The 23,486-nt window shown below is 68.4% G+C and carries 18 protein-coding genes and 2 pseudogenes; 10 read left to right on the top strand and 10 right to left on the bottom strand.

What is annotated here, in order from left to right; all coding sequences use genetic code 11:
* Positions 1 to 17 precede the first annotated feature (17 nt).
* Positions 18 to 3,764: a cobaltochelatase subunit CobN gene (gene cobN / locus M6E97_RS07920; RefSeq protein WP_034005341.1), complete on the top strand. Its 3,747-nt coding sequence runs from the start codon at positions 18 to 20 to the stop codon at positions 3,762 to 3,764.
* A gap of 28 nt (positions 3,765 to 3,792) precedes the next feature.
* Here the strand turns inward: cobN and M6E97_RS07915 are convergent, their stop codons facing one another.
* The gene (locus M6E97_RS07915; RefSeq protein ID WP_003110207.1) at positions 3,793 to 4,887 is read right to left on the bottom strand and encodes a 3-deoxy-7-phosphoheptulonate synthase; all 1,095 of its coding nucleotides are present in this window, start codon (positions 4,885 to 4,887) and stop codon (positions 3,793 to 3,795) included.
* Positions 4,888 to 5,457: 570 nt separating this feature from the next.
* Here M6E97_RS07915 and M6E97_RS07910 point away from each other — a divergent pair.
* From M6E97_RS07910 to M6E97_RS07900, 3 genes are all read left to right on the top strand, one after another.
* Positions 5,458 to 6,471, top strand: a complete 1,014-nt coding sequence (locus M6E97_RS07910; RefSeq protein WP_034005343.1) for an ATP-binding protein — start codon at positions 5,458 to 5,460, stop codon at positions 6,469 to 6,471.
* Between the two features lie 20 nt (positions 6,472 to 6,491).
* Positions 6,492 to 7,136 carry a vWA domain-containing protein gene (locus tag M6E97_RS07905; RefSeq protein ID WP_003119819.1) on the top strand — a complete coding sequence of 215 codons (645 nt, stop codon included), beginning with the start codon at positions 6,492 to 6,494 and terminating at the stop codon, positions 7,134 to 7,136.
* A 121-nt stretch (positions 7,137 to 7,257) separates the two neighbouring features.
* Complete coding sequence (locus M6E97_RS07900) at positions 7,258 to 8,397, top strand: thiolase family protein (protein ID WP_003101465.1); 1,140 nt, start codon at positions 7,258 to 7,260, stop codon at positions 8,395 to 8,397.
* Between the two features lie 86 nt (positions 8,398 to 8,483).
* Here the strand turns inward: M6E97_RS07900 and paaP are convergent, their stop codons facing one another.
* Complete coding sequence (gene paaP, locus M6E97_RS07895; protein WP_049311247.1) at positions 8,484 to 10,094, bottom strand: aminopeptidase PaaP; 1,611 nt, start codon at positions 10,092 to 10,094, stop codon at positions 8,484 to 8,486.
* 428 nt (positions 10,095 to 10,522) lie between these two features.
* Here paaP and M6E97_RS07890 point away from each other — a divergent pair, with 428 nt between their 5' ends.
* Complete coding sequence (locus M6E97_RS07890) at positions 10,523 to 12,052, top strand: nucleobase:cation symporter-2 family protein (protein WP_003162544.1); 1,530 nt, start codon at positions 10,523 to 10,525, stop codon at positions 12,050 to 12,052.
* Between the two features lie 55 nt (positions 12,053 to 12,107).
* Here M6E97_RS07890 and M6E97_RS07885 read toward each other — a convergent pair whose 3' ends face one another.
* Complete coding sequence (locus M6E97_RS07885) at positions 12,108 to 12,356, bottom strand: hypothetical protein (protein ID WP_003091048.1); 249 nt, start codon at positions 12,354 to 12,356, stop codon at positions 12,108 to 12,110.
* Positions 12,357 to 12,511: 155 nt separating this feature from the next.
* The gene (locus M6E97_RS07880; protein WP_034005344.1) at positions 12,512 to 13,093 is read right to left on the bottom strand and encodes a cytochrome b; all 582 of its coding nucleotides are present in this window, start codon (positions 13,091 to 13,093) and stop codon (positions 12,512 to 12,514) included.
* A 458-nt stretch (positions 13,094 to 13,551) separates the two neighbouring features.
* Here M6E97_RS07880 and M6E97_RS07875 point away from each other — a divergent pair, with 458 nt between their 5' ends.
* Entirely contained in the window at positions 13,552 to 13,683 is a 132-nt protein-coding gene (locus M6E97_RS07875) for a hypothetical protein (RefSeq protein WP_003091046.1), read from the top strand.
* 19 nt (positions 13,684 to 13,702) lie between these two features.
* On the opposite strand, the gene cif is transcribed toward M6E97_RS07875, so the two are convergent.
* From cif to M6E97_RS07860, 3 genes and pseudogenes are all read right to left on the bottom strand, one after another.
* Positions 13,703 to 14,662: a CFTR inhibitory factor Cif gene (gene cif, locus M6E97_RS07870; protein WP_003110290.1), complete on the bottom strand. Its 960-nt coding sequence runs from the start codon at positions 14,660 to 14,662 to the stop codon at positions 13,703 to 13,705.
* A 21-nt stretch (positions 14,663 to 14,683) separates the two neighbouring features.
* Positions 14,684 to 15,862 carry an MFS transporter gene (locus tag M6E97_RS07865; protein WP_003091044.1) on the bottom strand — a complete coding sequence of 393 codons (1,179 nt, stop codon included), beginning with the start codon at positions 15,860 to 15,862 and terminating at the stop codon, positions 14,684 to 14,686.
* A 65-nt stretch (positions 15,863 to 15,927) separates the two neighbouring features.
* Positions 15,928 to 17,039, bottom strand: a pseudogene (locus tag M6E97_RS07860) (alkene reductase).
* 125 nt (positions 17,040 to 17,164) lie between these two features.
* Between M6E97_RS07860 and M6E97_RS07855 the strand changes: the two are divergent.
* Positions 17,165 to 17,755: a TetR/AcrR family transcriptional regulator gene (locus tag M6E97_RS07855; RefSeq protein ID WP_003119828.1), complete on the top strand. Its 591-nt coding sequence runs from the start codon at positions 17,165 to 17,167 to the stop codon at positions 17,753 to 17,755.
* A 10-nt stretch (positions 17,756 to 17,765) separates the two neighbouring features.
* Here the strand turns inward: M6E97_RS07855 and M6E97_RS07850 are convergent, their stop codons facing one another.
* Positions 17,766 to 18,692 (bottom strand): LysR family transcriptional regulator, encoded by a 927-nt coding sequence (locus M6E97_RS07850; protein WP_033938013.1) that lies wholly within the window; start codon positions 18,690 to 18,692, stop codon positions 17,766 to 17,768.
* A 65-nt stretch (positions 18,693 to 18,757) separates the two neighbouring features.
* On the opposite strand from M6E97_RS07850, the gene M6E97_RS07845 reads away from it, so the two are divergent.
* The gene (locus M6E97_RS07845; RefSeq protein WP_003091040.1) at positions 18,758 to 19,372 is read left to right on the top strand and encodes a LysE family transporter; all 615 of its coding nucleotides are present in this window, start codon (positions 18,758 to 18,760) and stop codon (positions 19,370 to 19,372) included.
* Positions 19,373 to 19,494: 122 nt separating this feature from the next.
* Positions 19,495 to 21,003 carry a PA2928 family protein gene (locus M6E97_RS07840; RefSeq protein ID WP_033938012.1) on the top strand — a complete coding sequence of 503 codons (1,509 nt, stop codon included), beginning with the start codon at positions 19,495 to 19,497 and terminating at the stop codon, positions 21,001 to 21,003.
* A 50-nt stretch (positions 21,004 to 21,053) separates the two neighbouring features.
* Here M6E97_RS07840 and M6E97_RS07835 read toward each other — a convergent pair whose 3' ends face one another.
* Entirely contained in the window at positions 21,054 to 22,385 is a 1,332-nt protein-coding gene (locus M6E97_RS07835; protein WP_003160602.1) for an esterase/lipase family protein, read from the bottom strand.
* 99 nt (positions 22,386 to 22,484) lie between these two features.
* On the opposite strand from M6E97_RS07835, the pseudogene M6E97_RS07830 reads away from it, so the two are divergent.
* A pseudogene (locus M6E97_RS07830) lies at positions 22,485 to 22,697 on the top strand (GNAT family N-acetyltransferase); the annotation flags it as partial.
* A 9-nt stretch (positions 22,698 to 22,706) separates the two neighbouring features.
* Here M6E97_RS07830 and M6E97_RS07825 read toward each other — a convergent pair.
* Positions 22,707 to 23,474: an ABC transporter ATP-binding protein gene (locus M6E97_RS07825; protein WP_003091036.1), complete on the bottom strand. Its 768-nt coding sequence runs from the start codon at positions 23,472 to 23,474 to the stop codon at positions 22,707 to 22,709.
* Between the last annotated feature and the right edge of the window lie 12 nt (positions 23,475 to 23,486).

Here is a 23,486-nt window from a genome sequence, read left to right as displayed (position 1 = left end):
CTACCGGTAGAACGTCCATGCACCTGTTGCGCACCCAACCCGGCGGCTTCGTTCCCGACGACGGCATCGCCCACCTGGCCCAGACTCCCGCCGAGCTGGTGATCCTCTGCAGCGGCGATTCGCACCTGGCATTGCTGGCCGAGGCCGCCCGTGCGCTGCCGGACGACTACCCGAGTCTGCGCCTGGCCAACCCCATGCAGTTGCAGAACCACGCCTCGGTGGACCTCTACGTCGAGGAAGTGCTGCGGCACGCACGGGTGATCCTGCTTTCGCTGCACGGCGGCATCGGCTACTGGCGCTACGGCGTGGAGCAACTGGTGGCGCTGGCCGAGCGCGGCGCGCTGCTGATCCCGGTGCCCGGCGACGACCGCCCCGACCCGGAGCTGAGCGCCCTCGGCAACCTGCCGGCGGAGCAGGCCGAGCGCTTCTGGCAATACTTGCGCCAGGGCGGCCTTGAGAACGCCGGGCAGTTCTACCGCTGCCTGGCCAGCCAGTGCCTCGGCCGCGACTACGCCTGGCGCGAACCGCAGGCGCTGCCGCGGGTGGCGCTGTTCCATCCACGGCATGCAGAGGCGACCCTGGAACACTGGCGTGCCGACTGGCAGGCCGGGTGTCCGGTGGTCGCGTTGCTGTTCTATCGCACCCACCTGCAGGCAGCCAACACCGCCTTCATCGCACGCTTTTGCGAACGCCTCGCGGCGCAGGGGCTCAACCCGTTGCCGATCGCGCTGGCCAGCCTCAAGGAAAGCGCCTGCCTGGCGCAGGTGGAAGACTGGCTGGAGCGCAGCGACGCCGCGCTGATCGTCAATACCACCGGTTTCGCCCAGTCCAATCCGGAGGCGCCCGAGTTGCGTCCGTTCCGTCGCGACGTGCCGGTGTTGCAGGCGATCTGCTCGCTGGACAACCGCCCGCTCTGGCTGGACAACCCGCAAGGCCTGGGGCCGCGCGACCTGGCCATGCACGTGGCGCTGCCGGAGCTGGACGGACGTATCGTCACCCGGCCGATCAGTTTCAAGGGCCTGGCCTGGCGCAGCGAACGCAGCGAGAGCGACGTGGTCTGCTACCTCGCCGACGACGAGCGCATGGATTTCGTCGCCGAACTGGCGCGGCGCTGGGCCGAGCTGGCGCGCAAGCCAAACGCGGAAAAACGGGTGGCGCTGGTGCTGGCCAACTACCCGACCCGCGATGGCCGGATCGGCAACGGCGTCGGCCTGGACACCCCGGCGGCGGCGCTGAACATCCTTCGTGCCCTGCGCCAGCAGGGCTACCCGGTCGACGGACTGCCCGCCAGCGGAACCGAGCTGATCCGCCAGTTGCTCGGCGGCGTCAGCAACGACCTGGAGCATCTCGACCTACGGCCCTGCGCCCAGAGCCTGGCGCTGGACGACTACCTGGCCTGCTTCGCACGCCTGCCGGAGCGCAATCGCCAGGCGGTGCTGGCGCGCTGGGGCGAACCGCAACAGGACCCGATGTTCCGCGACGGGCGGATGATGGTCGCCGGCCTGCGCTATGGCCTGACCTTCGTCGGCATCCAGCCGGCGCGCGGCTATCAGCTCGATCCGGCAGCGATCTACCACGATCCCGACCTGGTGCCGCCGCACGGCTACCTGGCGTTCTACTTCTGGCTGCGCCACGCCTACCGCGCCGATGCCCTGCTGCACGTCGGCAAGCACGGTAACCTGGAATGGCTGCCGGGCAAGGGAGTCGGCCTGTCCGCCGAATGCTGGCCGGACGCGTTGCTCGGTCCGCTGCCGAACATCTATCCGTTCATCGTCAACGATCCGGGGGAGGGCGCCCAGGCCAAGCGCCGCACCCAGGCGGTGATCATCGACCACCTGATGCCGCCGCTGACCCGCGCCGAGAGCTACGGCCCGCTGCGCGACCTGGAGCGCCTGGCCGACGAGTTCTACGATGCCTCGCTGCTCGACCCGCGCCGCGCCGAACAGTTGCGCGGCGAGATTCTCGTCCTCCTGCGCGACAACCGTCTCGACCGCGAGATCGGCTTGCAGCTCAGCGACGATCCGGACAGCTGGCTGCCGCAGCTGGACGCCTATCTCTGCGACCTGAAGGAGTCGCAGATCCGCGACGGCCTGCATGTGTTCGGCGAATCGCCGAGCGGGCGATTGCGCCTGGATACCCTGCTGGCGCTGCTGCGGGTTCCGCGCGGCGATGGCAAGGGCGCCAACGCCGGGTTGCTGAAGAGCCTGGCGGACGACCTTGGCCTGGGCTTCGATCCGCTGGCCTGCGACATGGGCGAGGCCTGGCAGGGCGCGCGGCCGGCCTGCCTGGAAGAGCGGGGCGGGGAGCCCTGGCGTACTCTCGGGGATACCCGCGAACGCCTGGAATTGCTGGCGTTGCACTGGATAGAACGCTGCCTGGGCGGCGAATCGCCGCCTGCCACCTGGCGTGCCAGCGGCGAGGTGTTGCGCGGCTTGTGCGAACAGGTGGCACCGTCCCTGGACGCCTGTGGCGCGGCCGAGATCGACGGACTGCTGGCAGCCCTCGAAGGGCGCTTCGTACCGGCCGGTCCGAGCGGCGCGCCGAGTCGCGGGCGACTCGATGTGCTGCCCACCGGACGCAACTTCTTCTCGGTGGACGTGCGCAACCTGCCGACCCCGACCGCCTGGCGCATCGGCTTCCAGTCGGCCAATCTGCTGCTCGAGCGTCACCTGCAGGAACATGGCGATCACCTGCGCCAGCTCGGCCTCTCGGTGTGGGGCACGGCGACCATGCGCACCGGCGGCGACGACATCGCCCAGGCCCTGGCCCTGCTCGGCGTGCGACCGGTCTGGCAGGCCGGCAGCCAGCGCGTCGCCGATTTCGAGATCCTCCCGGTCTCCCTGCTGGACCGCCCGCGGGTCGACGTGACGCTGCGGGTCTCCGGGTTCTTCCGCGACGCCTTCGCCAACCTGATCCGCCTGTTCGATGCGGCGGTGCAGGCGGTCGCCGAGCTGGACGAGGCGGAGGAGTTGAACCCGCTGGCCGCTCGCGTACGCCTGGAACGCCAGCGCCTCGAGGCGCAGGGTACGGCGCCGGCGGAGGCGCGCCGGCAGGCCGGCTGGCGGATCTTCGGCGCCAAGCCGGGTGCCTACGGCGCCGGCGTGCAGGGCGCAATCGAAGAGCGGCTGTGGGAGACCCGCGCCGACCTTGCCGAGGTCTACCTGAACTGGGGCGGCTACGCCTACGGTGCCGCCGACGACGGCACGCCGGCGCGGGAACGCTTCGCCCAGCGCCTGGAACGCCTGCAGGCGGTGCTGCACAACCAGGACAACCGCGAGCACGACCTGCTCGATTCCAACGACTACTACCAGTTCCAGGGCGGCATGCTGGCGGCGGTGGAAACCCTGCGCGGCGCGCCGGTGGCCAGTTACCACGGCGACCACAGCCAGCCGGACAACCCGCGCATCCGCACGCTCAAGGAAGAACTCAACCGGGTGGTGCGGGCGCGGGCGGTGAATCCGAAGTGGATCGCCGGGATGAAGCGCCACGGCTACAAGGGCGCCTTCGAACTGGCGGCGACGGTGGACTACCTGTGCGCCTTCGATGCCACCAGCGAGCTGATCGACGACCACCAGTACGCGCTGCTGGCCGACGCCTACCTGCTCGACGCGGAGACCCGCGAGTTCGTCCGCCAGCACAATCCGCAAGCCTTGCGCGACATGGCCGAGCGCCTGGTGGAGGCGCAGCGGCGCGGGCTCTGGCAGGAGCCGGGGGCCTATCGCGAGGCCCTGGAGAACCTGCTGCTGGACGTCGAAGAGGAATAGCGGAGCGGCATGGCCGCTCGCGCCGCTTTCAGCGCCCCTCGGCGAGCCGCCGGGCGGCGTCGCGGAGAATCCGCTCGGTGCCTTCCCAGCCGAGGCAGCCGTCGGTGATCGAGACGCCGTAGCGCAGTTCGCCGCCGAGCGCCTGGCAACCGTCGAACAGGTGGCTTTCCAGCATTACCCCGACCAGGTCGCTGGCGCCGACCAGGCGCTGGTCCAGCACGCTGGCGAGGACGCCGGGCTGGTTCAGCGGGTTCTTGCCGCTGTTGGCGTGACTGCAATCGACCATCATCCGCGTGGCGATGCCCTGGCTTTCCAGGGCCTGGCGTACGGCCTGCACCTGCTCGGGACTGTAGTTCGAACCGTGGCGGCCGCCGCGCAGCACCACATGGGTGTCCGGATTGCCGCGGGTCTCGATCAGCGCCGGGTGACCGTGCGGGTCGAGGCCGAAATGGCGGTGGCCGTGGGCCGCCGAACGGATCGCGTCGCAGGCGATGCCGACGCCGCCGTCGGTGCCGTTCTTGAAGCCCACCGGCAGGCCGAGGCCGCTGACCAGCTCGCGGTGGATCTGCGATTCGCTGGTGCGCGCGCCGATCGCCGCCCAGCTCAGCAGGTCGTCGAAGTAGCCGGCGGCCAGCGGTTGCAGGAGTTCGGTGGCCAGCGGCAGGCCGAGGCGCAGCATGTCCAGCATCAGTTGCCGGGATAGCGCCAGGCCGGCGGCCATGTCGTCGCTGCCATCCAGGTGCGGGTCGTAGGCGAGGCCCTTCCAGCCCACCGTGGTGCGTGGCTTTTCCACGTAGGCGCGCATCACCAGGAGCAACTGGCCGTCGAGTTCGTCGCTCAGCGCGGCGAGGCGTTCGGCGTATTCGAGGGCGGAGCGGGGATCGTGGATCGAACAGGGACCGACTACCACCAGCAGGCGTGGGTCGTCGCCGTCGAGGATGGCGCGGATGGCGTCGCGGCTGGCGGCGACCTGGCTGGCCAGCTCCAGCGGCAACGGCTGTCGAGCCTTGAGTTCGAGCGGGCTGGGCAGGCGTTCCAGGGCGGTACGGGCGGTGGCGCTGGGCAGGGCGACGGCCTGGGCGTTCGGCGAAAGGGCGGTCAGTGCGGATACGGATGAGTTCATGGTCTGGCTTCCTGGGCTGGCGGCGGGCATCCCGCGCGCGTCGTGCCCTATCGAGGTGTTCGGCAATGTCGTGGGTTGGCGAGCGGCTGGCGGCCGTCGCTAAATCGCCAGGTGTTGAGCGGGTAGCCAGTGCGGTAGCGGTATGCGGTCATGATCGATGTCCTGTGCGTTGGTCTGTGGTTGTGGCCTTGTGGGCCGGAAAATCGGGCTGGAAAAACAAAACCCCCGGTCGGGGAGCCGACCGGGGGTTTGCGTGTGCAGGGTAGGCGTCCCGTATACAGTGGGCGCCGTTGGGGTATCAGGCGCCGGAGTGGCTAAACCAATACCCGAAGAAATACGCGGCACGGGGTGCCTGCGGCGCACGCGCGCGCAACGACAGGCCAGGGCGCGAGGCGCTGGAGTGCAGGTGCGGATGGCGGGTGTGCGGCATGGGTTTCTCCCGTGAACGAGTCCCGAGCTTACTGCAAGCGAGGCGGCCGGTTCAACGACTGTTTCACGGTTCGATACCGGCGCCGCCGGCCTGATAGACTTGGCGGTCCGTATTTCCGTCCGTCCGCCGCAGGAATCCCCATGAGCGCTACCGTGCATTACCCCCTGTCCGCCGTGGTCGCCGCCGACGAACTGAAGCTGACGCTGTGCCTGGCCGCGGTCGATCCGGCGATCGGCGGGGTACTGATCGAGGGGCCGCGCGGAATGGCCAAGTCGACCCTGGCGCGGGGCGTCGCCGAACTGCTGCCGGCGGGCGAGTTCGTTACCCTGCCGCTGGGCGCCAGCGAGGAGCGCATCGTCGGCAGCCTCGACCTGGACGCCGCCCTCGGCGAAGGTCGCGCGCGGTTTTCCCCGGGCGTGCTGGCCAAGGCCGACGGCGGCGTGCTCTACGTCGACGAGGTGAACCTGCTACCGGACCACCTGGTGGATTTGTTGCTCGACGTCGCCGCCAGCGGCGTCAACCTGGTCGAGCGCGATGGCATTTCCCACCGGCATCCGGCGCGTTTCGTGCTGATCGGCACGATGAACCCGGAAGAGGGCGAACTGCGCCCGCAACTGCTCGACCGTTTCGGCCTCAACGTGCGCCTCGACACCCAGCCGCCGCCGGCCGAGCGGGCAGAGATCATCCGTCGCCGGCTGGCCTTCGATGCCGACCCGCAGGCCTTCGTCGAACGCTGGAAAGGCCAGCAGGACACCCTGCGCCGCCGTTGCGCCGAGGCGCGCCGGCGGCTGGCGCGGATTCCCCTGGACGATGCGGCGCTGGACAGCATCGCCCGACGCTGCTTCGAGGCGGCTGTCGATGGCCTGCGCGCCGACCTGGTCTGGCTGCGCGCGGCGCGTGCCCATGCGGCCTGGCGCGGCGGCGAGCGGATCGAGGCGGAGGACATCGATGCGGTGGAACATTTCGCCCTGCTGCATCGCCGTCGTCAGTCGAGCCCGCCGCCATCGGCGGCCAATCCACCGCCACCGCCCGCGGCCCCTGCCGCGCTCCCGGAGCGCGCCGGCGACGGCGAAGGGCAGTGGGGCGAATTGCCGGCTCGGCCGGTGGCCATGGGGACCGCCCGCGAGCTGCCGCGCTGGCCAAAAAAGCCCTGAGCATCCGCCCGCGCTCGGTCATGGGTGCGGATGCCAGGAGCAGACCCGGAGCCCTGCGCGGCGGTCTTGGCGGCGCCCTGAGCCAGGGTGCGGAGGGCGCCATCCAATGGTTGCCGACCCTGCTGCGCGGACGTCCCCGACAGCGCCGCGACCTGCTTCGCCAGCCGCGCAGCCGGCGCCCGGGCGAACTCTGGCTGGTGATCGTCGATGCCTCCGCCAGCACCCGCCGGTACGGCGCCCTGGCCCAGGCCAAGGGAGTGTTGGCGACGCTGTTCGAGGAGGCTTATCGGCAGCGCATCCGCCTGGCCGTGCTGCATGCCACCGGGCAGCAGGCGCAATGGCTCTGGCAGGGGCAGAAGGCCTCGCGGGAGTTGCAGGACTGGCTGCGCCAGCTGGGCGCCGGCGGCGGTACGCCGCTGCTCGACGCCCTGCACCAGGCCGCTGGCTGGCTGGCGCGCCGACAGCGGCAGAAACCCGCCGAGCATCAGCGTCTGCTGGTGCTTACCGACGGCCGTCTGCGCGACTGGCCGGCGCTGCCGGAGGCTGCCTGCCCGAGCCTGCTGGTCGACCTCGAAAGCGGCCCGTTGCGCCTGGGCAAGGCCGAGCGCCTGGCCCGGGAACTGGGGGCCGAGTATCGGCATATCAGCGAATTGAACGAAGTCTGAGGGCGTTTCGGCGAGTCCTGCGGCTTTTTCGGTCAAATTGTATTTCGACTGTCATTCAATAAATATTATGCGCGTAATATCTTCCTGCGATCCAGCCAATCCATCTCACGGAGATATCCTCATGTCGCCGATTTCAGTCGTTATCGCCGGTTACGCCCGTTCGCCGTTCCACTTCGCCAGGAAAGGCGCGCTGGTCGATATCCGCCCGGATGACCTGGCCGCCGCGGTGCTCAAGGGGCTGGTGGAGAAACTCGATCTCGACCCTGCGCTGCTGGAGGACGTGGTCATGGGCTGCGCCTATCCGGAGGCGGAACAGGGCATGAACATCGCGCGCATCGCCAGTTTCCGTGCCGGCTTCCCGCAGAGCCTCGGCGGTGCGACCCTCAACCGTTTCTGCGGTTCGTCCATGAGCGCCGTCCACTACGCCGCCGGGCAAGTCCTGCTGGGCGCCGGAGAAGCCTTCATCGCCGCCGGGGTAGAGTCGATGACGCGGGTGCCGATGGGCGGCTTCAACCTGTCGCCCAATCCCGCGTTGCTGCAGGACTATCCGGCGGTATACATGAGCATGGGGCAGACCGCCGAGAATGTCGCCGAGCGCTACGCCGTCAGCCGCGTCGAGCAGGAAGAGATGGCCGTACGCTCCCACGCCAAGGCAGTCGCCGCGCGCGAGGCCGGCTTGCTGCGCGAGGAGATCGTCGCCATCGACACCCCCGCCGGCCGGGTCGCCGAGGATGGCTGCATCCGCCCGGGTACCAACCTGGAGAGCCTGGCCCAGTTGAAGCCGGCGTTCGGCGGCAGCGTCACCGCCGCCACCTCGTCGCCGCTCACCGATGGCAGCGCCGCGCTGCTGGTCTGTAGCGAGGACTTCGCGCGCCGCCACGGGCTGGCGATCCTGGCGCGGATCAAGGCGGTGGCGGTGGCCGGTTGTGCGCCGGAGATCATGGGCATGGGGCCGGTGCAGGCGACGCGCAAGGTTCTGCAACGGGCCGGGCTGGGCATCGCCGACATCGACCTGGTGGAGATCAACGAAGCCTTCGCCAGCCAATCCATCGCCTGCATCCGCGAACTGGGGCTGGACATGGACAGGATCAACCTGGATGGCGGCGCCCTGGCCATCGGTCATCCGCTGGGCGCCACCGGCGCGCGGATCACCGGCAAGGCCGCTGCGTTGCTGCGGCGCACCGGCGGGCGCTATGCCATCGCCACCCAGTGCATCGCCGGCGGCCAGGGCGTGGCGACCTTGCTGGAAGCGGTGGAGTGATCGCGCACCGATGAAAAAAGGCCCGGTGGATGAGCCGGGCCTGGATGGGGAACCTGCGCCGGCGGCCCGGCGCAGGGTAGTCGCGGTTACTTGATGAAGTCGTGACCCCAGCGTTCGATCTGGCTGGCGCTCTTCTGCATCTGCAGCGACCGCGATTGTGCTTTCTGGCCGGCGGCGGCGATCTCGTCGTCGACCACCTTGGTCGACAGCGACAGCCAACTGGTCACGAAGGCCATGGCGTCGCTGTGGATCTCCAGGGCGTCCTGGTTGATGTTGGCGATGCCGTCGCACTTGCTGTGGTAGCACTCGTCGTAGGCCTTGCCGGCGGTGCCGCCGTACTTCTGCGCCTGCTCTTCGGTCTTCAGGCCCTCGGCGCCGGTGAACAGGCCGCCGAAGGCGATGCCGCTGTTGAAGAACTCGGCGTAGTCGGAGCGGAAGTCGATCTCGGTGCCTTCCGATTGCTGGCCGCGCAGGCGGAAGTAGGCTTCGAACAGGCGCTCGATGGCGGCCGAGCCGGGCGGACCCTGGAGGCCGAAGTCGGAACCGTCGCCGTCATAGATGAAGTTGCCGAAGTTCGGCGAGCCGATCATGTCGAAGTTCAGGTAGGCCTTGATCTTCTTTTTCTCTTCCGGGGCGAGGTTCTGTACGTAGTGGGTCGAGCCCACCAGGCCGGCTTCCTCGGCGCCCCACCAGGCGAAGCGCACCTTGTTGACCGGCAGCGCCTTGGCCAGCAGCACGGCCATCTCCAGTTGGGCGGCGCTGCCCGAACCGTTGTCGTTGATACCGGGGCCTTCGAACACCGAGTCGAGGTGCGCGCCGACCATCACCACGTTGTTCGGGTTGCCGCGACGGGTCTCGGCGACCACGTTGTAGGTCTCGGTCTTCTTGCGTACCACGTCGACCACCAGGTGCAACTGCAGGTCCGGGGTCTGCGACCAGGCCACGCCGTTGTCGTAGGTGGCGAAGATCACCGGGATGCCGCCCTCGTAGGACTCGCCCACGGTGACGTTCTCCAGGCCCTTGCGGTCGTCGGTGTTGCCCTGGTTGAAGATGATCACCCCGGCGGCGCCGGCGGCCGCGGCGTTCTCGGCCTTCTGCTCGAAGTTGCAGGTGCCGCGCTGGATCAGCGCGATCGAGCCGGCCGGGAAGTTGGCGAAGTCTTCCGCCTCGCAACCGCTGGTGGAGGTGTTGCCGGCGCCGAGGGACAGGTCCACCGGGACCACCTTGGCGGTGACGTCGCCTGCCTCGGTCTGCGACAGGTAGGTGAAGTCCTTCTCCCATTCGTAGGTGACCGGCTGCGGCACGGTGGCGCTCAGGCTACCCGGGCCTTTCGGGTAGTAGGCGGTGAACGGGAAGGGCTGCACGCTGACCTTGTAGCCGGCTTTCTGCAGGGTCTGCTTCACGTAGTCGACGGAGGCCTGGTAGCCCGGCGTGGCGGCGGCGCGGTTGCCGTCGTTGAGACTGGCGATGTCCTCCAGCTTCTGCAGGCGCTTGACCACGTTGCTGGCTTGCAGGCAGCGCGGCAGGCCAAGCGGGGGGCTGACCAGCAACGGCGATTTGCAGATCGACGGGTTGGGTTTGCCGGGCGTCCAGAACTCGGTGAACTGTTGCGCTTCCGAAGGTGCCGCCAGGGATGCGGCGGAAACCGAGAGGGCGAGGGCGCCGAGTGCGTATCTGAGATTGTTCTTGTTGCTCATGAGACTCCGTTCCTTGTGAGGCGATGATCGATAAGCCGTTGATGGCATGGCGCTATTGCCCGAAATGCCGCCTCGGGCATGGCCTGACTGCCAGACTAGGAGCGCTTTCCGGGCTGTCCTGGCGTAATTCCTGAAATGTGAATTTCATCAACTTTTTGCAGAAGAATTGCTGATAGCTCGCTGGCGGGATGGAGGGCGGCTTTCTATCGTTAATGCCCTTCGGCGCGGGCCCATGGCCGTTGGTCGGGGCTGGGAGGATGGTGCAGCAGGAAGGAAACCGTCTGGCGCGCGGATAAGCGCGCGAGCGGAAGTGGCTGGCACCAGCGCTGTCACAGATTTGTCGGAAATTTTGTATACATTTGTCTGGATATTTTCGGATCGAATTGTCTACAGTGTGCGCACAACAATAAAAGCGAGAACAGCGCACCATGAAAACGACGTCCTCCGGAACCCCACCCGTTCCACGGCCTGAAGACGAGAACCTCGGTGTCGGCGCCAACATGGCCTACGGCCTGCAACATGTGCTGACCATGTATGGCGGTATCGTCGCGGTCCCCCTGATCCTCGGCCAGGCCGCCGGCCTCGCGCCCGGCGACATCGGCCTGCTGATCGCCGCTTCGCTGTTCGCCGGCGGCCTGGCGACCCTGTTGCAAACCCTCGGCGTGCCGTTCTTCGGCTGTCAGTTGCCGTTGGTCCAGGGGGTGTCCTTCGCTGGCGTGGCGACCATGGTGGCGATCATCGGCAGCGGTGGCAGCGGCGGCATTCCCGCAGTGCTCGGCGCGGTGATGGCGGCCTCGCTGATCGGGTTGCTGATCACGCCGATCTTCTCGCGCATCACCAAATTCTTCCCGCCGCTGGTGACCGGCATCGTCATCACCACCATCGGCCTGACCCTGATGCCGGTCGCCGCGCGCTGGGCGATGGGCGGCAACAGCCACGCGCCGGACTTCGGCAGCATGGCCAACATCGGCCTGGCGGCGATCACCCTGGTCATCGTGCTGCTGCTGAGCAAGCTCGGCAGCGCCTCGATCTCGCGCCTGTCGATCCTCCTGGCGATGGTCATCGGCACCGTCATCGCGGTGTTCCTCGGCATGGCCGACTTCTCCAAGGTCACCGAAGGCCCGCTGGTGGCGTTTCCCACGCCGTTCCACTTCGGCATGCCGACCTTCCAGGTCGCCGCGATCATCTCGATGTGCATCGTGATCATGGTGACCCTGGTGGAAACCTCGGCGGACATCCTCGCGGTAGGCGAGATCATCGACACCAAGGTCGACTCGCGGCGCCTGGGCAACGGCCTGCGCGCGGACATGTTCTCCAGCATGCTGGCGCCGATCTTCGGCTCCTTCACCCAGAGCGCCTTCGCCCAGAACGTCGGTCTGGTGGCGGTGACCGGGATCAAGAGCCGCTACGTGGTCGCCACCGGTGGGTTGTTCCTGGTGATCCTCGGCCTGCTGCCGGTGATGGGCCGGGTGATCGCCGCGGTGCCCACCGCCGTGCTCGGCGGCGCCGGCATCGTGTTGTTCGGCACGGTCGCCGCCAGCGGCATCCGCACCCTGTCGAAGGTGGACTACCGCAACAACATGAACCTGATCATCGTCGCCACTTCGATCGGCTTCGGTATGATCCCGATCGCCGCGCCGACCTTCTACGATCACTTCCCCAGTTGGTTCGCCACCATCTTCCACTCCGGCATCAGTTCCTCGGCGATCATGGCGATCCTGCTCAACCTGGCGTTCAACCACTTCACCGCCGGCAACTCCGACCAGCAGTCGGTGTTCGTCGCCGCCAGCGAGCGGACCCTGCGCTACCAGGACATCGCCGCCCTGCACGAAGGCGACTATTTCCTCGACGGCAAGCTGTACGACGCCCAGGGCAACGAAGTGCCGCTGGCCGGCGACGACAGCCATGGCGCGCCGCCGCGACGGCGCAGCGAAACCGCTGAAGCCGGCAGCGCCTGAGCCGCGCCGCGATGAACGACGGCCCTCCTTGCGAGGGCCGTTTTCGTTGTGCGCTTCAGAACAGCGCCTTGCCGCGGTCCAGGCGCTGGTCCACCAGCCATTTGCCGTGGGCGATGGAGGCGCGCTGGGCGTTTTCCAGGTCGGCGAGGAAGGCGAAGCGCACGGGCAGGGCGATGCGCTTGCTGGTGTGGCCTTCGGGATCGGTGATGTGGCAGCCGCCGGCCCAGGGCGTGGGAATGCCCGGATGCTCGACGACGTCGGCGGTGATGGTGTAGCTGCGGTGCTGGCAGTGCAGGCTGGCCATGGCATGCTCCTCTCTGTCGGAGGCCGACCCGGCTACCTGCGCGACGCCTGTGGTTGCCACGGAGGAGCCTCGGGGCGGCGAGGTTTTCCCTGCGTGTCCCTACCTCTATAGCAGATCGTCGCCGATCCGCCGCGAGAGCCGACGAAGGGCCCCGCTCAGCGGCGCTGGCGACGGCCGAGCATGCGCTCCAGGGTGCCGTCGCGGCGGACCCACTGGTGATAGCCGGCGGCGAGCGCATGGAGCAGCACCACCGAGGTGCTCAGCCACAGGCCGACCACGCGGTGAACGGCGTCGAAGGGCTTCTCGAATGCCTCCCAGCTCAGGTTCCAGGTTTGCGAAATCCAGGCGAACAGCGCGGTGTCCTTGAAGCTGGGTACCACGAACAGGCCGAAGTCGGTGGGCAGGCGGGTGCCGACGTAGCCGGTGAGCGGCATCACCAGCATCAAGGCATACAGCGACAGGTGCGCGTAGTGCGCCAGGCGGTGCTCCAGCGGCGTCCCGGGGACCGCTGGCAGGTGCGGCCCGCGCAGCCGCGAGACGATCCGAGGGATCAGCAGCAGGCCGACCAGCAGGCCCAGCACCCAGTGCAGGTTGAGTACCGGCAGGCGCTGCGGGTGGTCGTGGCCGAGCACCCAGATGACGAAATAGGCCAGCACGATCGCGCCGATGAAACAGAACGCCATGCTCCAGTGCAGCAGGCGGGTGGACAGGCTGTAGACGGTCGCTGGATGCGTCACGGGAATGCCTCGCAGAGAGTGAAGGCGTGCAATCTATGAAACGTCCGGAGAGCGATCAAACGTATTTATGGATAATCGATAACGGAAAACTTAATCGAAACTTTCACATGTGACGTTATTGCACCGAAACAGTGCTGCGAGTCGCTTTTTTCCGAAACGGAGCCCACTTGGCGGAATAATTCCGGGTCGGGATCATTGTAAGTGGGTTTTTCCTTCGCCGAGGCTATTCCTCACGCTGGGAGAGCCTGGGGGCGGCGCGCGGCAGACCCCGCAAGCATTATCGGGAAATATATTCCGTTGTCTTTCCGCTGACGTTTTGCCGACAGCAAGCTGACACAGATGTAATTGAACTCGATCGCTTCGTTTCTATAGTCTTCGAACACTTCGCCGTGCACTTTCAAGGACGGCAAGTGCATATCCTGCGTCTTTTCCGCCATGACGATTCTCGAGGTGAGAGCATGAGTAGTGAGCACGATGGCAAGGACCAGGACGACCTGTTCTCCCCGTTGCCTTACCTGCTGGTTTCCGGCGCTGTCGTGCTCATGACCCTGCTGCTGCGCTGCCTGTTCTGCCCGGGCGAGCAGTTCTGATCGCCCGGACCGGGACGACTCAGCGACCGCGGCTGAGGAAGTCGATCACCAGGCGATTCATCGGCGCTGCGCACTCTTCCGGCAGCCAGTGGCCGCAGCCGGGCAGGACATGGCCTTCGACGTCCTCCGCATAGGCTTTCATCTGCTCCAGCTGGAACGTGCCCATGCCGCCGTGGCCGCCGCCGGCGAGGGTCATGGTCGGCATCTGCAGGCGGGTCTTCGCCAGTTCGGCGTTCTGCCGCACGCTCTCGTTCAACGCGCGGTAGTACTCGAACGAGGCGTTCAGGCTGTGCGGCTTGGCGTACGACCTGGCGTACAGGTCCAGCAGGCGCTCGCTGAACACCTCGGTGTTGCTGGCATGGGACTTGATGAAGTGCTCGAGGAAGAAGCGTTCCTTGCCGGCGATCAGGGTTTCCGCCAGGCGGTCGTCGGCGGCGAAGAAACTGAAGTGCCAGACCAGCGACTCGCCCTGGGCGGTGAAGGCCGGGAAGCGGTAGATCCGCGCGTCCGGGATCGGCGCTTCCATGTACACCAGGCGGGCGATGTCGGCCTGGTTCTTCACCACCATCGGATAGGTGTTCCAGATACCGATGTCGTGGGCCACCAGGTCGAACGGGCGATCCGGGCTGAATTGCCGGGCCAGCTTGTGCAGGTAGACGGCGACCTGTTCGCCGCTATAGCCGGTCTTCGGCGGCTCGGACTGGCCGAGGCCGGGCAGGTCCGGCGCGATCACGGTGAAGCGCTTGGCCAGTTCCGGCATCAGTTGGTGCCATTCGTACCAGGTCTGGCCGAAGCCGTGCACCAGCATCACCAGCGGCCCCTGGCCGCCTTTCACATAGTGCAGCTTCACGCCGTCGACTTCCCGGTAGGCGCTTTCGAAGCCATTCGGGACGGGGAACTCCTCGGCGGCGAAGCCGCCCAGGGAGAAGGTCAGGGCGATGCCGGCCAGGAGGCCGCGGCAGAGTCTATCGAGGATCATGGTTGTGCTTCCTTGGTGGGGTCAGTGAGGGATGTGGCCGCCGAGGGACGGCTCGGTGGCAGCTTGGCGTGGCGCCAGCATCAGCAGCAGGGCCACGGCCATCGCCGCCAGGCAGACCAGCGCGCCGACCTCGCCGAGCGGCGCCAGGCCGCTGCCGTCGATCACCCGGCTGCCGGCGAGGGCGCCGATGCCGATCCCGGCGTTGCAGGCGGAGATGTTCAGCGAGGCGGCGAACGCCGGGGCCCGCGGCGCGGACTTCATCACCCGCACCTGGCCGACGATGAACAGTGCTGCCTGGGCCACGCCCCAGGTCGCCAGGGTGGCGGCGAGCAGCCAGGCGTTGCCGAGGGTCGGCACCAGGGCGAGCATGCCCAGCGCCATCAGCAGGACGAACAGCAGGGTTGCGCCCAGTGGGCTGCGATCCACCAGGCGCCCGCCGAGCCAGTTGCCGAGCAGGCCTACCGCGCCGAAGCCCATCAGCGTCCAGCCGACCAGCGAGCCGCTGAAGCCGGCCAGGCGCTGGAGGATGTCGGCCAGGTAGGTGTAGGGGGTGAACATGCCGGTGAAGACCAGCAGCGACAGCAACAGGTGGCCGAGCACCAGCGGTTGGCGCAACACGCTCGCCTGGCTGCGCAGCGAGACGCCCGGCCGTCCGGGAATGCGCGGCAGCCAGGCGGCCAGCAGCAGCGCCTTGGCCAGGGCCAGCGCGGCGAGTGCGGCGAATGCCAGGCGCCAACCCCAGGCGTCGGCGATCAGCGTGCCGATGGGAATGCCGAGCACGGTGGCGGCGACGATGCCGAAGAACACCAGCGCCACGGCGCGCCCTTCGCGCGAGGGGCCGGCCAGGTGCGCGGCGGTTTCGCTGGCCATGGCCCAGAACACCGGGAGCGCCAGGGCCGGGACGAAGCGCGCCACGGCCATCGTCCAGATATCACCGGCCACGGCGGCCAGCGCATTGGCCGCGGCGAACAGCAGCAGGCAGGCGACGAACAGCCGCTTGCGTTCGACGCCCGCCAGCGCGGCGGTGAGGAACGGACCGAAGGCGGCGACGCTGAAGGCGAACAGGCTGACCAGCAGGCCGGCCTGGGCGACGCTGACCTGGAGGTCTGCGGCAAGCGCCGGGAGCAGGCCGACGATGACGAACTCGGTGGTCAGGATGGTGAAGCCGGCGGCGGCCAGCAGGAGGATCGGCAATAGCACGGCAAGACTCCTCCGCGAGCGCAGCCGTGGCCGCGCCCGGGAACGATGCATGGGAGGGAAGGGAATCAGGCCGTAGCGGACTGGCCGAGGGTCGGGTAATCGGTGTAGCCGGCGGCGTCGCCACCGTAGAACCGCGCCTGGTTGGCCTCGGCCAGCGGCGCGCCGAGACGGATCCGCTCGACCAGGTCGGGGTTGGCGATGAACGGCCGGCCGATCGCCACCGCGTCGGCCAGTCCGGCCTGGAGTATCGCTTCGGCGCGCTCGGCGTCGTAGTTGCCGCAGACGATCAGCGGCGCGCGGAAGCGTTCGCGCAGGCGCTCGCGGAAGCCTTGCGGGTAGGCCGGGCCGCCGCTCCATTCCCACTCGGCCAGGTGCAGGTAGGCGATGCCGCGTCGCTGCAGGGCTTCGGCGAGGTAAAGGGTCATCGCTTCCGGCTCGTCGTCGTGCATGTCGTTGATCGTGCCCCAGGGCGACAGGCGCAGGCCGACGCGCTCGGCACCGACCGCGGCGACCAGCGCGTCGACGATCTCCAGCAGGAACCGCGCGCGGTTCTCCAGGCTACCGCCGTAGGCATCGCTGCGCCGGTTGCTGGCGCTGGCGAGGAACTGGTCGATCAGGTAGCCATTGGCGCCATGCAGCTCGACCAGGTCGAAGCCGGCGTCGAGCGCGTTGCGCGCGGCGCGGACGAAAATTCGTCGCGGACCCGGCGGATGTCTTCCAGGGTCATTTCCCGCGGCGCGTCGGCCGGCGCCATGGATCCACCGCCCTGGCCATCGGCGATGAACACCTGGGCCTTGGCCTGGATCGGCGAGGGCGCGATCGGCGCCTCGCCGCCGGCCTGCAGCGAGCGATGCGACATGCGCCCGACATGCCAGAGCTGCGCGGCGATCAGTCCGCCGGCGGCGTGCACCGCCTCGGTGACCTGGCGCCAGCCGGCCAGTTGCGCCTCGCTGTAGATACCGGGGGTGTAGGCGTAGCCCTGGCCGAGGCGGGAAATCTGCGTGCCCTCGCTGACGATCAGCCCGGCGCCGGCGCGCTGCGCATAGTAGAGAGCGTTCAGGGCGGTCGGCACGTCGCCCGGCTGTTGCGCCCGGGAGCGGGTCATCGGCGCCATGACGATGCGGTTGCGCAAGGCCAGGTTGCCTACGGCGAGCGGGGAGAGGAGCAATTTGGACATGGTCTTTTCCTTTCGAAGGCGGCAGGGAGATGGCTTGAATATCTGTATCGGTCGCTAAATAATATGGCGACGGCAACGCTCGTCAAGTAAATTTATAGTGATCGATACAAATAATGGAGGTCAGGATGGCAACGCGAGGCAGGCCACGGGCATTCGACAGGGACACCGCCCTGCAGCGAGCCATGGACGTGTTCTGGGTGCGTGGCTACGAAGGCGCTTCGCTGGCGGCCCTGACCGAGGCGATGGAAATCAGGCCGCCCAGCCTGTACGCCGCCTTCGGCAGCAAGGAAGGGCTGTTCCGCGAAGCCCTGGCCCACTATCTCGGCCAGCACGGCCGCTATCGCCGGGATGTCCTCGATGGCGCGCCGAGCGCCCGCGAGGGCGTGGCCGAGCTGCTCCGCGAGACCGTCGCGCGCTTCTGTTCCGACGAGTTCCCGCGCGGTTGCCTGGTGGTGCTCGCGGCGCTGACCGGAACCCCGGAAAGCGAGGCGGTGCGGGACGCGTTGAGCGCCGAGCGCGGCGAGTCGATCCGCCTGTTCCGTGAGCGCATGCGGCGCGGCATCGCTGACGGCGACCTGGCGGCGGACACCGACGTGGAGGAGTTGGCGACCTTCTATGCTACCGTGCTGTTCGGCCTCAGCGTGCAGGCCAAGGACCGGGTGCCTTGCGAGCGCCTGCTGGCGGTGGTCGAACGGGCGCTGCGCGCCTGGCCCTGAGCGGGCCGCATCAGGCCGCCGCGCTGCGGCGCAGCCATTCCAGCAGCAGGGTGGCGGGCTCTCCGGCCTGCAACGGTCGCGGGGTCAGCAGGTGATAGCTGCTGCCGTCGGCGAGGAATCCCAGCGGCGCCGCCAGCAGGCCGGCGGACAGATCGTCGCGCACCAGTTGCCAGGGGCCGATGGCTACGCCGAGTCCGGCGCCGGCCGCCTGCAGGCTCAGGTAGAAGTGCTCGAAGCGCTGCCCTTCGGTCGTCGCCGGCGCCTGTCCGGCGAGACGGGTCCAGGTGTTCCAGGCTTGCGGGCGGGTCGCCGTGTGCAGGCGCGGTGCGACGGCGCGAAGCCCGGGCGGGCCTGCATCGAGGTGGAAATGCCGTTCGACGTCGCTCGCCCGGCAGACCGGCCCGACCTGCTCGTCGAACAGCCAGTGGGCATGGCTGCCGGGCGGCCAGGGGAAGTCGTTGCGGCGGATCGCCAGGTCGATGCCGCGGCCGAAGGCGAACGGCCCGCCGCCGGCGACCAGCTGGATCGACAGTCGTGGCTGTTCCTGCATGAATCCGGCGATCCGCGGGATCAGCCAGCGCATCAGCAAGGTCGGTTCGCAGGACAGCACCAGCGCGGTGGGTCCGACCTCCGCGCGCAGGGCCTCGCCGGTGCGCTCGATCAGGTCGAGGGCCGGGCCGGTGCCGGCGAGCAGGCGCCTGCCGGCCTCGCTGAGGAAAACCCGCTGGCCGCGGCGTTCGAAGAGCGCACAACCGAGTTCCTCCTCCAGGGTCCGCACGGCGCGGCTGATGGCGCCGTGGGTCAGGCACAGGGCCTCGGCGGCACGGGAAAAGTTCTCCAGGCGGGCGGCGGCCTCGAAGCAGCGCAGGGCGTTCAGCGAGGGCAGGCGGCGGCGCCTGAATGGTGAGTTTTCCTCACCATGATTGTCAGTATTCATCGTTCTCGCTCGGCGCTGGAGACCGGTAGATTGTGCCATCCATTCTACCTTGGAGCCTTCCAGGCATGACAGAGTTGCTAGCTTTCCTGACCATCACCGTGCTTGCGGTGATCAGCCCCGGCGCCGATTTCGCCATGGTCTCGCGCAACAGCCTGCTGTATTCCCGCCGCGCCGGCCTGCTCACCGCGCTGGGCATCGGCGCGGGGGTGACGGTACATGTCGGCTACAGCATCCTCGGCGTCGGCGTGCTGGTGCGCGAGTCGCTGGCGTTGTTCACCGCGCTGAAGCTGGCGGGCGCCGCCTACCTGGTGTTCCTCGGCCTGCGCATGCTGCTGGCGCGAGAGGACACGGTGGCGGAGGAGGCGGCGGGCGGCGCCGGGGTTTCGTCCTGGGCGATGTTGCGCAGCGGCTTCCTGACCAATGCGCTCAATCCGAAGACCTGCCTGTTCGTGGTCAGCCTGTTCATGCAGGTGATCGATCCGCATACCGCGTTGCCGGCGCAACTGGGCTACGGGGCCTTCATCGCGCTCGCCCACGTGGCCTGGTTCGGCCTGGTCGCCTGCTTTCTCTCGAGCCCGGCGGTGCGCGGCCGACTCCTGCGTTTCCGCCGGCGCATCGACCAGTTTTTCGGCGCCCTGCTGGTCGGTTTCGGTGTCCTGCTGGGGGCGAAAAGCCCATGAGCATGGACCACTGATGGCCGCTTGCCGCCTTTGAAGCGAGGCCGGCGGCTCCCTAGAATGCGCCGTTCATGCCGTCGCCAGTTGAGGGACGGTCCCAGGATCGCGGGACGCATGGGAGTTGCATGAAGAAGGGAGCGACGCTTTTCGCCGTCCTCTGGGCGGTACTCGGCCTGGGCCTGCTGGTCGGTTTGCCGGTGGCCATCCATTTCATTCTCGGCCAGTACGACGAGGCCGGGTTCAGCGGGCCGCAACTGGTCTTCGAGGAACAGGGCCATTCCTACCTGGCGTTCACCCTCGACGACTATCGCGCCAACGAAGTGGACAACGGCGTGGTGCACGGCAGCAGCCGCAGCTATGCCCAGGTGGTCGATCTCGAGGACGGCAGCCTGCGCTGGAGCGCGCGCCTGGATGCCGACAACGAGCGCGGCGACGACTGGGGTTCCGGCGAACTGCTGGGCCAGTCGTCGCGCTACCTGTTCTTCCTGCGCAACGAACTCTACGTACTCGACCGGCGCGACGCCGCCCCTGCGCTGGCGTTCGACGAGCTGGAGCGGCGCACTGGCGGCCTGCCGTTGAAGTCGGCGCCCTGGGGGAAGGACGCCTATCGCTACGACGAAGGCCGGGGCGGATTGCTGATGCTTGCCCTGGACGGCCGCGTCTGGTTCCTCGACGGCGACAGCCTGGCCCTGCGCGAAGCCCCGGAAGTCGATGCCGCGCGGTATTTCCAGGGCGACCCGCCGCCGCCGGCGAATGCCGGGATCGCTTGGCAGGCGCCGGGTCTGACGCGCCTGCCCGACGGACGCCTGCTGATCCTCGCCAGCGATCACGAGGCCCGAGCGCTGGAGCGTGGCGAGGCGCTGCCGGCAGCGAACCAACGGGCGCGACGCCAGCGCCTGTCACTGGGCACCCTGGATTGGCGGTCGCCGGCGGAGAATCGACTGCGTCCACTGCTCGACGCGGCCTTCCTGCAGGCTGGCCTGCTGCCCGATCCAGCCGCTGCCGAAGAGCCGCAGCGGCTGCTCGAGCGACCGTCCGAGCGGCAGCGCCAGCGTCCGTCGCTGCCGTCCGAGCCGCAGCCGCCGGAAGAGTTCGACGAGCGCGTGGAGCGTTTTCCCAGTACCCGTGCGTTCCTTGCGGCGCGTGACGCCTACCGCCAGGAACGACGACGCTGGATTGCCGCGCACGATGCCTGGCGGGAACGGGTCGCCGACCTGGAGGCGGCGGCGGATGCCGAGTACCGTCGCCGGCGCGACGAGCAGACGCGCGAGGAGGCGTTGTACCGTCGCTATGCCTCGGCGCTGCCGGGCGGCGATTCCAGGTTGGCGCGCCGTCCCTGGCGAGTCGACGGCAACTGGCTGGTGCTGCACCGGCGCAGCCTGGCCGAGCGTAGCGAACTGCTGCTCAGCTCGGTGTCTGCCGACGGCAGCTTGCTCTGGACCCTGGGGCTGCCCATCGAGCGTCCCGAACGGCTGTTCCGCCTGGATGCCCGCAACCTGCTTCTCAGCGGCCGTGGAGAGGACGGCGGACGGTTGGTGCGGGTCGATCTGCGCCGGGGCAGCGGCATCGTCCATCGCCTCGGGCGCGGCGGCGCGCCATTGCAGCGGGTCGAGTGGCCCGAAGGCCAACCGTGATCGCCTGCGCCCGGCCTGGGTGGCTGCCCAGCGGGGGGCCGGGCGCCGTTTCAGGGGTTCCTGAAGACGAATACGCCGCTGTCCACCAGGCGCGTCAGGCGGATGCGCAACAGCAGGGTGCGGTGGGCGGCGAGGAAGCGCGGCACCTGCGCCAGCGGAATCGCCAGGCCTTCGCTGTCGCCGGGGCCCACCGCGGTATAGCCGACCGGCTGGCGCGGCGGATCGAACGGCGGCTGGGCCGACACGCTGAGCGACAGGGTGTCCACGGCGAAGCCGGCGAGCAGGTCGTCGAGGGACTCGATCGACAGGTACAGCGAGCGGTAGGCGGGGTTGTCCTCGTAGGGATGGACGTCGGCGATGACCTGCTCGTAGAAGCGCTGCTCGAAACGCCGGTCGCTGTTCAGCTTGCGGAAGAACTGGATGAAGTAGTCGCGCACCTCCTGGTCGAGGTCGTCGCAGACGTGGCTGACCAGGTTCAGGTAGCGCGGCGAGCGGCGCTCGATGCCGGGGTCGAGCTGATCGATGCGGCGCTGCCAGGGGAAGCTTGCGCCGCTGCTCCGGTAATCGGCGTCCTCGACCTCCAGTGCGGCGCGGATCAGCTCCAGGGTATGCGGGTTCTTCGGCCCGCGGTCCTTCAGCGCCACGCTGGCGTGGTTCTCGCCGTCGACGATGGCGAAGGCGATCTCGCCGCGCGATTCTTCCAGGCGCCAGCCGGGCCTGGCGCGCTGGCGGACATCCAGTTCGAGGCTCAGGCGGCAGGCGTTGAGGTTCGCCGTGGCGATCCGCACCGTGCCGTCGCCGCCGGCTTCGTTGGCGATGGCTTCGACGCCGCTGTAGCCGACATTGCCCACCAGTACCGTGGCGAGCAGGCGGCCGGCGCCGTACCAGGCCTCGGCGCCGAACAGGTCGCGCTCGGCGAGTTGCCAGGAGTACGGCGAGCCCAGCTCCAGTCCCTTCAGCACCTGGGTGCCGGTCTGCCCGACGAAGCGGTTCCAGCCTTTCAGTACGCGACCGATGAAGGAGCGTCCCTTGTGCGCCAGCGGCGAGCCGAAGTTGGCCGGGGCGAGCATCAGGAAGCGCTTGACCGGCGCGCTGGCGGGGTCGAAGTGGCGGGTCAGCCAGTCGCGCAGCACCAGGGCGCCGGTGCTGTGCACCACCACGTCCACCGTGCGCGGCGCCCGCGACAGTCCCTGGGCGGTCCAGGCGCGATCCAGGGCGGCGGCGAGGTCGGCGTAGGTGACGTCGTCCTGCAGGGAGATCCAGTCGGCGAGGCGGATCTGCGTCGGCGCGCTGCCGAACCAGGCTTCCAGCTGCTCGGCGAGGCGGCGGAACGACTTCGAATCGTCGCTCCAGCCGTGGACGATGACGATCGAACGGGGCATGTCCGGCATCCTCTGGGGCTGATCCGGGCGACTATAGATCATGCGCCGCGGCGACGTGCCCTGACCTGTGAAAACGTCTAGGATGCGGCAGTCGCCCCCGACTGCCGCCGGCGCGGCATCGCCAGCGCCTTGCTGCGGCAGGCGCGGGACGACTGTTGTGGCGACCGCCTGTTCACTTCCTGCAACCGCTCCAACCTGCCGATGCGGCGCCTGCTTGAGCGCGAGGGATTCCAGCCGAGCGGGGTGATCGACAACCTCGACGAAGGTGATCCGGAGCTGGTCTTCGTGCGTTTCCTCGCGCCGTCGCGCTGAGCCCCGGGCTCATTTCAGGTTGCCGGCGAGGAACTGGCGCAGGCGCTCGCTGCGCGGCGCGCCGAACACCTGGTCCGGCGTCCCTTGCTCTTCGATCACGCCCTGGTGGAGGAAGATCACATGGCTGGAAACCTGGCGGGCGAAGGCCATCTCGTGGGTGACCAGGACCATGGTGCGACCTTCCTCGGCCAACTGCTGCATGACTTTCAGCACTTCGCCGACCAGTTCCGGATCGAGCGCCGAGGTCGGTTCGTCGAACAGCATCACCTGCGGCTCCATGGCCAGGGCGCGGGCGATCGCCACGCGCTGTTGCTGGCCGCCGGAGAGTTCGCAGGGATACTGCCGTTCGACCTTCTCCGCCAGGCCGACCTTGGCCAGGTAGTGGCGCGCGCGGGCCACGGCGTCGTCGCGGTTCATTCTCAGGACGTTGACCGGGCACTCGACCACGTTCTCCAGCACCGTCAGGTGGCTCCACAGGTTGAAATGCTGGAAGACCATCGCCAGCCGGCTGCGGATCCTCTGCAACTGCCGGGGATCGGCGGCGCGCAGCTCGCCCAGGGCGCCGGGACGGGTGCGCAGTTCCTCGTCGCCGACGCGGATGCGCCCGGCACAGGGCTTTTCCAGGAAGTTGACGCAGCGCAGGAAGGTGCTCTTGCCCGAGCCGGAGGAGCCGATGATGCTGATCACGTCTCCCTTGCCGGCCCTGAGCGAAACGCCCCTGAGCACCTCATGGCTGCCGTAGCGCTTGTGGATGTCTTCGACCTGCAGGCTGTACATGCGCGTGTCTCC

Source organism: Pseudomonas sp. B111 (assembly GCF_026428275.1).
Taxonomy (GTDB): Bacteria; Pseudomonadota; Gammaproteobacteria; order Pseudomonadales; family Pseudomonadaceae; genus Pseudomonas; species Pseudomonas aeruginosa.
This window is presented reverse-complemented; position numbering and strand designations above follow the sequence as displayed.